The organism is Arthrobacter zhaoxinii (assembly GCF_024385505.1).
Lineage (GTDB): Bacteria > Actinomycetota > Actinomycetes > Actinomycetales > Micrococcaceae > Arthrobacter_B > Arthrobacter_B zhaoxinii.
On the sequence record NZ_JANFLT010000007.1, the window covers coordinates 1 to 13,282 of the forward strand.

Here is a 13,282-nt window from a genome sequence, read left to right on the forward strand (position 1 = left end):
GTTCATCCTGAGCCAGGATCAAACTCTCCGTAAATGTGTTACAGACACAGACCGGGGACCAAGGAAAATTGGTCGACCGCCCTGCACTAAATTCGAAACCGGCTAAAAAAACCGTCCCAATACCCACGGGGTGGGCGGAAACGGCCTGTTCAACCAATCAATATAAATAAATTGGTATCAATAAACTTGGCACACTATTGAGTTCTCAAACAACAGACTGCTTCCGGCACCGGCAGGCGATCCTCAAGGGGATCAAGCTCTGCGTCGCTCCGGAGCAACTTTTCTATCTTAGCCACGCTGTCCTGTGGGTGTCAAACCGGCCGTTTGTCCTTCCGGCGAACCGGTGGGAACCGAAGTTCCCGGACTCACGACTGTTGGTTGAAACCCGAGGGATCCGGCCTCCTGGATCAAAGTCCAGGATCGCGATTCCCTCGATCAGCGCGGGTATTAACTCTAGCACGGTTTTCGGGGACTGCGCATACACGTGCGGCCCGGACTCCCCTGCGGGTGTCCGGGCCGCCAACTGCACCTACGGCTTGGGGACCAGGTACAGCACGCCCAGCGGCGGAACCGTGAGCGTGGCCGAGGCGGGCTGGCCGTTGCAGGCACCCTCTACGGCCTGGACAACCCCCATGTTCCCGACGCCGGATCCGCCGAACTCGGCGGCGTCGGTGTTCAGTGCTTCCACCCATTCACCGGCCCACGGCATACCCAGCCGGAAATCCTGGCGCGGGGCGCCGGCGAAGTTCGCAATGCACACCACCGGATTGCCCTGGTGGTCCCAGCGGATGAAGGAGAGGACGTTGAGTGCGCCGTCGTTCTCATTGATCCATTGGAAGCCTGCGGGCTCGTTGTCGCGGGCGGACAGAGCCGGCGTGCTGCGGTAGATCTCGTTGAGCTGCTTGACCATCAGCTGGACACCCTTATGCTGCGGGGTATCGGTCAGGTACCAATCCAGTCCGTACTGCTCGGACCACTCCGCTTCCTGGCCGAATTCGGTGCCCATGAAGATGAGCTGCTTGCCCGGGTGTGCCCACTGGAAGGCCAGGTAGGCACGCAGGTTGGCCAGCTGCTGCCACCGGTCACCGGGCATCTTGCGCAGCAGGGAGCCCTTGCCATGCACTACTTCGTCATGGCTGATCGGCAGCAGGAAGTTCTCCGTGTACGCGTAGACCAGGGAGAAGGTCAGCTGGGCGTGGTGGTACACGCGGTTGATCGGGTCTTCGGACATGTACTGGAGGGTGTCGTGCATCCAGCCCATGTTCCACTTGAGCCCGAAGCCGAGGCCGCCGGAGCTGGTGGGACGGGTGACGCCCGGGAAGGCGGTGGATTCCTCGGCGATCATCACGATGCCGGGCACCCGCTTGTAGGCAGTCGCGTTGACTTCCTGCAGGAAGGAGATCGCCTCGAGGTTCTCCCGGCCGCCGTAGATGTTGGGCGTCCACTGGCCTTCCGGACGCGAGTAGTCCAGGTACAGCATCGATGCCACGGCATCCACGCGGAGCCCGTCGACGTGGAATTCTTCCAGCCAGTAAATCGCGTTGGCCACGAGGAAGTTCCGCACTTCACGGCGGCCGAAGTCGAAGACCAGCGTTCCCCAGTCGAGCTGCTCCCCGCGGAACGGGTCGCCGTGCTCATAGAGGGTCTGCCCGTCGAAGTTCGCCAGCGCCCACGGGTCCTTCGGGAAGTGGGCCGGAACCCAGTCCAGAATGACGCCGATGCCGGCCTGGTGCAGCCGGTCCACTAGGTAGCGGAATTCGTCCGGATGCCCGAACCGCGCGGTGGGGGCGAAGTAGGAGGTGACCTGGTAACCCCAGGACCCGCCGAACGGATGTTCGGCTACGGGCATCAGTTCGACGTGGGTGAAGCCCTGCCACTGCACGTACTCGGCCAGCTGATCTGCCATTTCGCGGTAGTTCAGTCCAAGCCGCCAGGATCCCAGATGGACCTCGTACACGCTCATGGGCGAGTTGTGCGGATCCCGTGCGGCCCGGGTTTCCATCCATTCGGCGTCGCCGAATTCGTAGGTTGACTCGACCACGCGTGAGCCGGTCAGCGGCGGCACCTCGGTGCCCTTGGCCATCGGGTCGGCCTTCTCCCGCCAGACACTGTCGCTGCCCAGGATTTCGTACTTATAGCGGGCACCGGGTTCGACGCCGGGAACGAAGATTTCCCAGACGCCGGAGCTGCCGAGGGAGCGCATCGCGTTGATGATGCCGTTCCAGCCGTTGAAATCTCCCTTGACGCGCACCGCGCGGGCATTGGGAGCCCAGACGGCGAAACTGACGCCGGAAATGTCGCCCAGCACCGAGTCGTAATGGTGCAGGTTCGCGCCCAGGACCGTCCACAGGTTTTCGTGCCGGCCCTCACCGATCAGGTGCAGGTCCACGTCGCCGAGGGAGGGAAGGAAGCGGTACGGATCATCGAAGAGCTGGGGCTCCCCGTCGTCGTACGTCACCTCCACGCGGTAGTCCGGAACGGCGCCCGCAGTCTGAGCGGGCAGGGTGCCCACCCAGATGCCGTTGTACTCGTGCTGCAGCGGTACACGGTTCCCGGAGGTCACCGCCACGACTTCGCGTGCCAGCGGGCGGAGGGTCCGAATGGTCACGACGGTTCCGGACTCATCCAGATGTGCGCCAAGGACCGCGTGGGGCTGGTAGTAACTGCCCTCGGAAACGGCCTGGAGCACGTCCTCGGAAACGGGGATGGGCTCGGTGGAGACGGGAACGTCGGGCACCTCGGGCTCTGCGGTAGCGGATGTGGACCGCGTCTTGCGTGGCTTATTCACTGTGCTCTCTTCCTGGCTCTCGTCCGCGCGTGCTGCGTTTTCGGCCTGCGCCAGAATGTTGCGGACGGCCGTGGCCGGCACGCTGATCCAGCGGGGGCGGTTCCGCATCTCGTAGACAACTTCGTACAGCGCCTTGTCCAGCCACAGGGCCAGGAACAGGGGGTCGCTGCGGTTAATGGTGGTGCCGGTTTCCTTCTCGTAACCGCGAAGGAAGGCGTCTGACGCTGCCGTTGCCCACCGGTGGGCGGACTCGTTGCGCTCCTGCACGGATTCGGCCGCTTCGCCGGTACCCTCGGCGCCGTCGATCAGGGCGACGCCGGCGGCGTAGTCGATGGAGCGCAGCATGCCCACGACGTCGCGCAGCGGCGCATCCGGCACGCTCCGTTCCGCGGCCGGCCGCAGCGGCTCGCCCTCGAAGTCAAGGACGATCCAGCCCCGTTCCGGAACGCGCAGGACCTGGCCGAGGTGGTAGTCCGCGTGGATGCGCTGCAGGTTGGGCAGCGTCTGGAGGTTGCGAACCTGCTCCAGCAGGTACTCCACGGCATCATCGAAAGGCCCGACGACGACGCCCGCTTCCGCCCAGGCCCACCGGATCCGGGAGCTGAGGGACTCAAGGAACTCTGCACGTTCCGCAGCGCTGGGAGGCCGGCTGCCGAACGCAGCCGCCAGCTGCTGGTGGATGCGGCCGGTGGCGGCACCGAGCTCTTCGGCCTCCGCAGTGAAATTCCGTCCGGCAAGCGCGGCCGAGGACGCGGTCCGCCAGGCGTCTTCGCTGCCCGGGAAGAATTCCCGCAGCACGGACAGGTGTCCGGTCAGCAGGGTCTCCCCGGACTCGTCCGCAGGATCCGTCCAGGAGCCGGTCACCCAGCCGTAGGTCGCCGGAACGTCCACCGACCCTACTTCGGTCAGCCGTGCGCTGACCTCCACGTCCGGGCTCTCGCCGGCAGCCACCACGCGGTAGAACTTCACGATCAGCGGTGCCTCCGGGGCCTGCACAACCACGGAGGTGTTGGACTGTTCGCCCTTCAGGGCCTTGGTGGGCAGCGGCGCCCGGAACGGCCCCCAATCGGCGAAGCCGTCCTGGGCAAAACCGTGCGTGTGCCCGTCCAGGGACGAAGCCTGGGACCGCATCAGCTCCAGCCACGCGGTGACGAAGACCGGGTCGGCCGTGGCGTCGTAGAGCCACCGCTCCCCCAGGTCCTCATGCTGGGCACGGCCCAGCAGCGAGTCCTCCAGCTCGGGCGCCGGGACCCTCCGGTAGCTCACCGGAACGCTGATGACGTCCCGGCGGTCGCCGGAGACGACGGCAATGAGGTGGACTTCCAGCCCGACCTCGCCGGCGGGATCCTCAAGCCTGATGCCGCCGACCCTGTCCAGCAGGACTTCGCGGCCTTTTGCGGGGAACCAGCGTTGTTCGGGCAGCCAGGAGGTCAGGATTTCGGGCAGGGACGGTGTCAGCGGGCTCATCTCCGTGCCGCCTCCGAGATCGGAATCACGGGAATGGCTTCGGTCTGCGGCGAGGACGTGTCGGACTTCGCCGACCGCAGGCGCAGCCAGTAGAAGTCGTGGCTGCCCAGGGTCAGCGTCAGGGCACCGTCTTCTCCGATGGTCGGGAAGAGCGTGCCGCCGAAAGCGTCCCGCAGTCCGCGGTTGGCGAACTCCGGCAGCTTCATGGACGCGGAGATGGGGTGCTGGGAGAGGTTGAAGATGCACAGCACTGTCTCGCCCACCTCGCCCTCCGGGTTGTTGTCCGGCAGCTCGCGCACAAAGGCCAGGGCGGCCTCGGCATCGGTCGGCACGTTGCGGTAGGAACCCAGGCCGAAGGCCGGGTGGGCGCGGCGGACCATGATCATCTGCCGGATCCAGTGCAGCAGCGAACTCGAGCTCGCGAGCTGGGCTTCCACGTTGACGTGGTTGTAGTGGTACACCAGCGACTGCACCACCGGCAGGTACAGCTTGCCGGGATCGGCGGTGGAGAACCCGGCGTTGCGGTCCGGATTCCACTGCATGGGCGTACGGGAGGAATCGCGGTCTTCCAGCCAGATGTTGTCCCCCATGCCCAGCTCATCGCCGTAGTACAGGAACGGGCTGCCCGGCAGGGCCAGCAGCATCGCATGGATCAGTTCGATTTCCGACCGCGAATTGTCCAGCAGCGGAGCCAGCCGGCGGCGGATGCCGATGTTGGCCCGCATGCGGGAATCCGGGGCGTACCAGCCGAGCATGGCCTGGCGCTCTTCATTGGTGACCATTTCCAGCGTCAGCTCGTCATGGTTGCGCAGGAAGGTGCCCCACTGGGCGCCGGCCGGGATTGCAGGCGTCTCTTCCATGGTCTGGATGATCGGCGCGGCCTTCTGGTCCCTCAGCGCGTAGAACAGGCGCGGCATGATCGGGAAGTGGAAGCACATGTGGCATTCGTCGCCGGTTTCGTCGCCGAAGTACTCCACGACTTCGTGCGGCATCTGGTTTGCCTCGGCGATGATGACGCGGCCCGGGTAGTTCTCGTCGACCATGGTGCGCAGGTCCTTGAGGAACCGGTGCGTGGCCGGCAGGTTTTCACAGTTCGTGCCGTCCTCTTCGAAGAGGTACGGGATGGCGTCGGCCCGGAAGCCGTCGATGCCCTGGTCCAGCCAGAAGCGGACGACGTCGAAGATCGCCTCGATGACCTTGGGGTTCTCGAAGTTCAGGTCCGGCTGGTGGCTGAAGAACCGGTGCCAGAAGAACTGCCGGCGGACCGGGTCGAAGGTCCAGTTCGATTCCTCGGTGTCCACGAAGATGATCCGGGCGTCTTCATACTTCTCATCCGTGTCGGACCAGACGTAGAAGTCTCCGTAGGGGCCGTCCGGGTCGCTGCGGGACTCTTCGAACCACGGGTGCTTGTCCGAGGTGTGGTTCAGCGGAAGGTCGATGATGACGCGCAGGCCGCGGGCGTGTGCTTCGGCAACCAGGCGCTTGAAGTCGCTGATGGTGCCGAATTCGTCGAGGACATCGTAGTAGTCGGAAATGTCATAACCGCCGTCGCGCAGGGGCGACTTGAAGAACGGCGGCAGCCACAGGCAGTCGATGCCCAGCCACTGCAGGTAGTCCAGCTTTTCGATCAGGCCGCTGAAGTCGCCTGATCCGTCCCCGTTGGCGTCGGCGAAGCCGCGGACCAGGACCTCGTAGAAAACGGCTTTGCGGTACCAATGCGGGTCATTGGTCAAGCCGGGAGCATGCAGTTGAAACGGGTTGGGCACTAGGAGTTCCTCCGAACTGACAGGATGTGCGCGGGTTCAAAGTGGGCGTCCAGACGGACGTAGTTGTGGGCTCCCCAGCGCCAGCTCTGGCCGCTGATGAGGTCATCCACCCAGAAGGTGCCGTCTTCGTTCAGATCCTGCGGGGCGAGGTGAAGCGCATCGAGGTCGAGCGTGACAGTGGATTCGCGGGCGCTGTGGGGATCCACGTTAACCACAATAATGAGTGTGTCCTTGCTGGACGGATCGCCGGGGCGGGTCTGTTTGTGCTTGGAGTAGACCACTGTGGACTCGTCGGTACTGGAGTGCACCGTGAGGTTTTCGAGGTCCCCCAAAGCGGGATGGTTCCGGCGGATTTCATTCAGCCGGGTGATATAGGGGGCGAGACTGCGGCCTTCTGCTTCCGCTGCGGCGAAGTCCCGCTGCTTGTACTCGAACTTTTCGTTGTCGATGTACTCTTCGGCGCCAGGCCGGGCTACGTGCTCGAACAGCTCGTAGCCGGCGTAGACACCCCAGAGCGGGCTGCCGGTGGCAGCCAGTACGGCCCGGATCTTGAAGGCACCGGGACCGCCGAACTGCAGGAATTCGGTGAGGATGTCCGGGGTATTGACGAAGAAGTTCGGGCGGAAGAACGCCGAGGACTCATGGGAGACCTCGGTGAAGTACTCCTCGATCTCCTCGCGGGTGTTCCGCCAGGTGAAGTAGCTGTAGGACTGCTGGAACCCTGCCTTGGCGAGGGCATGCATCATGGGCGGGCGCGTGAACGCCTCGGCCAGGAAGATGACGTCCGGGTGCTCTTCGTTAACCGTGCCGATCAACCATTCCCAGAACCGCAGCGGTTTGGTGTGCGGGTTGTCCACCCGGAAGATGCGGACGCCGTGGCTGATCCACAGGCGCACAATGCGCAGGATCTCCTGCGACAGGCCTTCATAGTCATTGTCGAAGTTCAGGGGGTAGATGTCCTGGTACTTCTTCGGCGGGTTCTCGGCGTAGGCGATGGTGCCGTCAACACGCGTGGTGAACCATTCCGGGTGGCTGGTCACCCAGGGATGGTCCGGGGAGGCCTGCAGGGCCAGGTCGATGGCGACCTCCAGGCCCAGGCCCCGGGCACTGTCGACGAACGCGTCAAAGTCCTCGAACGTCCCCAGATCGGGGTGGATGGCGTCGTGTCCGCCTTCGGCCGCTCCGATGGCCCAGGGGGAGCCGGGATCCTGCGGACCGGCGACCAGGGTGTTGTTCGGACCCTTGCGGTGCGTGGTGCCGATCGGATGGATGGGCGGCAGGTAGATAACGTCGAACTGCATGTCCGCCACGCGCTGCAGGCTCCGGGCAGCGGTCCGGAACGTTCCGGAGGTCCACTCGCGGGTGGAGGGGTTCAATTCGGCACCCTCGGAGCGCGGGAAGAATTCGTACCAGGCGCCGCGGCCTGCCAGCTCCCGCTCTACGAGGAGGGGGAAGCGGTCCGAGCTGGTGACCAGGTCACGGATCGGATCGCGGTCCAGGATGGCCGTCACGGCTTCGGTGCCGGCGGCAGCGAGGCGCTCCTCCACCGGGAGGCCGGTGTCTGCGAGCGCTGCTGCGGCGGCGCGGAAGACCTCGGCGTCGGCTCCGCTGCGTTCGGCGGCTGCGAAGCTGAAGAGCTGGTGGCCTTCGGTGAGCATCAGTTCGACGTCGACGCCGGCGGCAATCTTCACTTCTGCGTTGTGGTGCCAGGTGGCGTAGACGTCGGCCCACCCCTCCACGGCGAAGCTCCAGTGGCCCGTCCCAACAGGACGCAGCATGCCTTCCCACCGGTCGAGTCCCAGACCCACCGGGTGCATCCGGCTGCGGGCGACGACGGCGCCCTCCGGGTCGTAGAGAACGGCACTGGCCCCTACCAGGTCATGTCCCTCGCGGAACACTGTGGCCCCGATGACGAGGTCCTCTCCGGGTACGGCTTTCGCGGGGAATCTCCCGTACTCCACTACGGGGGAAACGTTGGTGATGGGGATCCGGCCAAACCGGAGATCCTTCGAGGGCAGGTCTTCTGGTGTCAACGCGCTGGATGTGGTCACAGACTAGACGTTATCGAGAATTTGGGCAGAATGCTAAGGCAACGTACTTTTACGGAATCACCTCCGACCGGCCACTGTTTGGCCGGGTTTTCAAGATGCCCGATATTTACTCGGGTAATTGTCCGTCATTTCGGTTTCTGAGCCGTCAAGTGCGCTAGCGTGACCGGGGTGAAGGCAATCCGTAGATTTACCGTCCGTACTGTCCTCCCGTCCAGCATTGCCCCTTTGGGCCGGCTGGCATCGAACCTCCGGTGGTCGTGGCATCAGCCCACACTCAGGTTGTTTGAGAGCCTGGATCCCGAGGCCTGGCGGGCCAGCGGCGGTGACCCGGTGAAGCTCCTGGGCACCGTAAGCCGGGAGAAGCTCGAGAGCATTGCACAGGATGAGCACCTGGTCTCGGTGATCTCCGATCTGGGCGCCGATTTGGACAGATACCTCAACGAACCACGCTGGTACCAGGGACTGGGTGAAGACGCCCCTACGTCGATTGCCTACTTCTCCCCCGAGTACGGCATCAGCGCCGTGCTGCCGCAGTACTCCGGCGGTTTGGGCATCCTCGCCGGTGACCATTTGAAAGCAGCTTCCGACCTCGGCGTACCCCTCGTGGCCGTGGGGCTGCTGTACAAGGCCGGCTACTTCAAGCAGGCCCTTTCCCGCGACGGGTGGCAGCTGGAGACCTACCCCGTGCTGGACCCCAACGGCCTGCCGCTGACCCTGCTGCGCGAAGAAGACGGCACCCCCGCAAGAATCACCCTGCCGTTGCCGGACAACCGTCACCTTTCGGCGCAGATCTGGCGCGCCGACGTCGGACGCGTGCCCCTGCTGCTGCTGGACTCGGACGTCATCGGAAACGACGACGCCGCCCGCGGCATCACCGACCGCCTGTACGGAGGCGGCGGGGACCACAGGCTGCAGCAGGAACTGCTCCTGGGCATGGGCGGCGTCAAGGCCCTCCGTGTGCACCAGCGCCTCACCGGTGCCCCTGCAGCCGAGGTCTTCCACAGCAACGAGGGCCACGCCGGTTTCCTGGGTGTGGAGCGGATCCGCGAACTGATGGACCAGGGCATGACCTGGGAGGAAGCGCTGACCGTCTCCCGCGCCTCGACCGTCTTCACCACGCACACCCCGGTGCCGGCCGGCATTGACCGGTTCGAACAGACCCAGATCCGCCACTTCTTCACTGCCGGCCTCGCACAGTCGGTCCCCACCGACAAGATCCTGTCCCTCGGGGTGGAGAACTACGAGGGCGGAGACTCGACCAAATTCAACATGGCCGTGATGGGCCTGCGCCTGGCTCAGCGGGCCAACGGCGTGGCCAAGCTGCACGGGGAAGTGTCCCGGGAGATGTTCTCCGGCCTGTGGCCGGGCTTCGACAACTCCGAAGTTCCGATCACCTCCGTCACCAACGGCGTCCATGTCCCCACCTGGATCGATCCGGAGGTCACTGCCCTCGCCAGCGAAAAGTTCGGCGTCGCCACCGTGCACGACCGCGACTGGGGCAGGGCCTACGAGATTGACGACAAGGACCTCTGGGACCTGCGGAGGAAGCTGCGCAGCAACCTGGTCCAGGACGTCCGGCGCCGCGTGAAGCGCGCCTGGCGCCGGCGCGGTGCATCGGATGCCGAACTCGCGTGGACGGAGAACGTGCTGGATCCGGACGTGCTGACCATCGGCTTTGCCCGCCGGGTGCCCACCTACAAGCGGCTGACCCTGATGCTGCGGGATCCGGACCGGCTCAAGGCACTGCTGCTGCACCCCACCCACCCGATCCAGGTGGTAGTGGCCGGCAAGTCCCACCCTGCCGATGAGCAGGGCAAGAAGATGATCCAGGACCTGGTGCGCTTCACCGACGACCCTGAGGTCCGGCACCGGATCGTGTTCCTGCCCAACTACGACATTGCGATGGCTCAGACCCTCTTCCCCGGATGCGATGTATGGCTGAACAATCCGCTGCGTCCGCTGGAAGCCTCGGGCACCTCCGGCATGAAGTCGGCCATCAACGGCGGGCTGAACCTCTCCATCCTCGACGGATGGTGGGACGAGATGTACGACGGCAACAACGGATGGGCCATCCCCTCCGCCAACCCCACCAAGGGCACGCGGACGCGCGAGGTCTACAACGCGGACCAGCGGGACGACATTGAGGCAGCCGCGCTGTACGACCTGCTGGAAAATTCCGTGGGACCGATGTTCTACGGAACGGAGCCGCCGGCCGATGCCGGAGCGGCCGGACCCTCGGATCCGCCCACTGATTCGCTGCCGCACGAGTGGCTGGAAATGGTCAAGCACACGCTGGCGGATCTGGGGCCGAATGTGTCCGCCTCGCGGATGCTCAAGGACTACGTCAACCGGCTGTACCGGCCCGCAAGCTCCTCCGGCCGGTACATGGCGGCAGACGGCTACACGGCGGCAAAGGACCTCGCCCTGTGGATCGCGAAGGTCCGGGACGGCTGGTCCACGGTGCAGGTGGAGAACGTGGATTCCGTGGGCGTCAGCGAGAACCCGCAGATCGGCGACAGCCTCACCGTCCAGGCCTACGTCTCCCTCGGGTCCCTGCGGCCGGAGGACGTCAGCGTGGAAGCTGCCTACGGCATGGTGACCGAGAACGACAAGATCAGCGAGCACCGCATCCAGGAGCTGGCCCCCGCGGAGGATCTGGGCTCCGGACGCCACCTGTTCCGCGGGACCATCCGGATTGAGCAGGCCGGACCGTTTGGCTACACCGTCCGGGTGCTGCCGACGCATTCGGGGCTGGCGTCGAAGGCTGAACTGGGGCTCGTCGTCAACGCCTGATCATGCTGTGCCTGCTGCATGTGGCGTAGCTGCGCCTCGTGCTCCAGGCCGCGCGCCGGGCGTTCCGGAACGGCGGCAACGAAAATCCCCGCTCGCAGAGCTCGCGGAGATTATTAAAGCCGCCTAACCCGGAACGTCCGGAGCGCACACGTGCCCGTCTCACCTGTTCGCCATCATGGGCTCACTTGGTCGGTGTCCGCGTCACCAAATCGGCGTCCCGGGCAGCCTGTAGGGCATGTATGCCGTCGTCGCCTCGTGGGAGGGGGCGAAGCGTCTCCGATGCCGGTCTAGGCGCGGTAGAGGCTGATGGAGTTGGCAGGGACGGTGTCCGTTTCCCCAGGGGACAGGAGACGGACCCCGTTCTCCGGAGAAGCCGTCGAAAAGACGAGCTTGTAGGATTCGCCGGGGACGGCAGTGTCCCCTAAAGCGTGGCCGGTATCGGAAGCCGCACCGAGGACAGCCGGTGCGTCCGGAAGGCGGATCTCGACGTCGGACCGGCTGCCGTTCAGGACGAGTAGTCCGTTGACGGAACCGGTTCCGGAGCCGGTCAGCACCTGCACCACCCGGTTGGCGGGATCGCCCCACTGTTCCGGGGTCATGGGCTTGCCCTCCGGATCGAACCACAGCAGGAAGGACTGCCGCCGGTCGGCCGGGAAACGGTACGGCTGGCTGGCCAGGTATTCCCGGCGCAGCCGCAGCAGCTCGCGGGTGGTGGACAGCATTCGGCGGGCGGCGTCGTCGAGGTTCCAATGCAGCCAGGAAAGCTCGGTGTCCTGGCAATATGCGTTGTTGTTGCCGCGCTGGCTCCGCCCGATTTCGTCTCCGGCCGTCAGCATCGGCACGCCTAGGGACATCGCGAGCGTGGCCATCAGGTTCCGGGCGGTCAGTGCCCGGGCGGCGTTGATCCGTTCATCATCCGTGGGTCCCTCGATGCCGTGGTTATAGCTGCGGTTTTCCCCTGAACCGTCCCGGTTTTCTTCACCGTTGGCCTCGTTGTGCTTGCGCTCAAACATTGTCAGGTCGGAGAGCGTAAACCCGTCGTGGGCGGTGATGAAGTTGATCGATGCCAGCGGCGTCCGGCCGGAGCCGGCGAACAGCTCGGCCGAACCGGCCAGGGCACCGGCGAGCCGCGCGATGGAGCCACCTTCCCGTCCGGCGGTATTGTCCGCCTGCCCGCGGAGCCAGAAGTCCCGGGCAATGTCGCGGAAATGGTCGTTCCAGTCCGCCCAACCCTGCGGGAACCGGCCGGTCTGCCAGCCGTCGTGGCCCACATCCCACGGCTCGGAGATGAGTTTTACGTCCTGCAGGACGGCATCCGCCGCGACGGCCACAAGGAAGGGGTGCCGCGGGTCGAACCTGCCGTCGGCGTCGCGGCAGAGCGTGGGTGCCAGGTCAAAGCGGAAGCCGTCCACCTGGAATTCCTGCACCCAGTACCGCAGGGAATCCAGGGCCATCTGGATGACCCGGGGTTCACTGAAATCCAGCGTGTTGCCGCACCCCGTTGTGTCCAGGTAGGCGCCGTCCGGACCATGACGGTAGTAGGTCTCGTCCCCCAGTCCGCGCCAGCTCAGCGCGGGCTGGTCGGCCTTCCCCTCTGCGGTGTGGTTGTAGACCACGTCCAGCAGGACTTCAATGCCGGCCTCGTGGAGGGACTTCACCATGGCTTTGACTTCGTCCTGCACCGCCTGCGCGCCGGCTTCCCGCGCGGCCCGGGTGGCGTAGCCGTTGTGCGGCGCGAAGAACGCGAGGGTATTGTACCCCCAGTAATTGGCCAGGCCCAGGTCCTGCAGATGCAGTTCATCGGTGTGGAAATGCACCGGCAGCAGCTCCACGGCCGTGATGCCGAGGTCCCGCAGATACTGGACCATCACCGGATGGCCCATGCCGGCATAGGTTCCGCGGAGCTCTTCGGGGATCCCGGGATGCAGCATGGTCTGGCCACGGACGTGGGCTTCGTAGATGACGGTGTCCCGCAACGGGGTATGCGGCCGGCGGGTGGTGCCCCAGTCAAAATCCGCGCCCGTGTACACCGAGAAATAGAGCGGGCTGTTGTCCGGCCCCTGGACTTCTTCGACGCCCCGCCCGTAGGGGTCCAGCAGCAGCTGGAAACTGCCCGGCTCGGCGGGAAGCTCCCGGCCCCGCGGCCAGAAGCCGTAACGGCCCCCGTGCGGCAGGCCAAAGATCCGGCCGTGGTGGATGCCCAGCACGGTGTCCGTCAACGAGGCCAGGGTCCAAATACCGGGCGCCGTTTCGTAGTACACGTCCACCTCGGGCAGGCCCGGGGCGTACACGGACACGTTGACGGCATCCGGGACGTCCGGCACACCGGGAACGGTGTGCCGGACGCCCAGGGGTAAGGGCCGCGAGTCCCGCTTTGAGGCGCTGCCCGCGGTGGTTCCGGTGATCACGTGTGCCAT

General features: G+C 65.3%; 5 protein-coding genes. 1 reads left to right on the forward strand and 4 read right to left on the reverse strand.

The features are described from left to right. Positions 1–529: 529 nt before the first annotated feature. From glgB to NNX37_RS15055, 3 genes are read right to left on the reverse strand one after another with little or no spacing between them, the layout of a single operon-like run. A complete protein-coding gene (gene glgB, locus NNX37_RS15045) occupies positions 530–4,255 on the reverse strand; it encodes a 1,4-alpha-glucan branching protein GlgB (protein WP_255793568.1) in 3,726 nt (1,241 codons plus the stop codon). Beyond that, a complete protein-coding gene (gene treS / locus NNX37_RS15050) occupies positions 4,252–6,021 on the reverse strand; it encodes a maltose alpha-D-glucosyltransferase (protein ID WP_255793569.1) in 1,770 nt (589 codons plus the stop codon). The genes glgB and treS overlap by 4 nt, the downstream gene beginning before the upstream one ends. Next, positions 6,021–8,072, reverse strand: a complete 2,052-nt coding sequence (locus tag NNX37_RS15055) for an alpha-1,4-glucan--maltose-1-phosphate maltosyltransferase (protein ID WP_255793570.1) — start codon at positions 8,070–8,072, stop codon at positions 6,021–6,023. The genes treS and NNX37_RS15055 overlap by 1 nt, the downstream gene beginning before the upstream one ends. Before the next feature lie 168 nt (positions 8,073–8,240). Here NNX37_RS15055 and glgP point away from each other — a divergent pair, with 168 nt between their 5' ends. After that, positions 8,241–10,865 (forward strand): alpha-glucan family phosphorylase, encoded by a 2,625-nt coding sequence (gene glgP / locus NNX37_RS15060; protein WP_255793571.1) that lies wholly within the window; start codon positions 8,241–8,243, stop codon positions 10,863–10,865. A gap of 287 nt (positions 10,866–11,152) precedes the next feature. Here the strand turns inward: glgP and glgX are convergent, their stop codons facing one another. Beyond that, complete coding sequence (gene glgX, locus NNX37_RS15065; protein WP_255793572.1) at positions 11,153–13,282, reverse strand: glycogen debranching protein GlgX; 2,130 nt, start codon at positions 13,280–13,282, stop codon at positions 11,153–11,155.

Coding starts and splice junctions, on each gene's coding strand:
- glgX (WP_255793572.1), bottom strand. CDS start 13,282: ATGGCACACGTGATCACCGGAACCACCGCGGGCAGCGCCTCAAAGCGG.
- glgB (WP_255793568.1), bottom strand. CDS start 4,255: ATGAGCCCGCTGACACCGTCCCTGCCCGAAATCCTGACCTCCTGGCTG.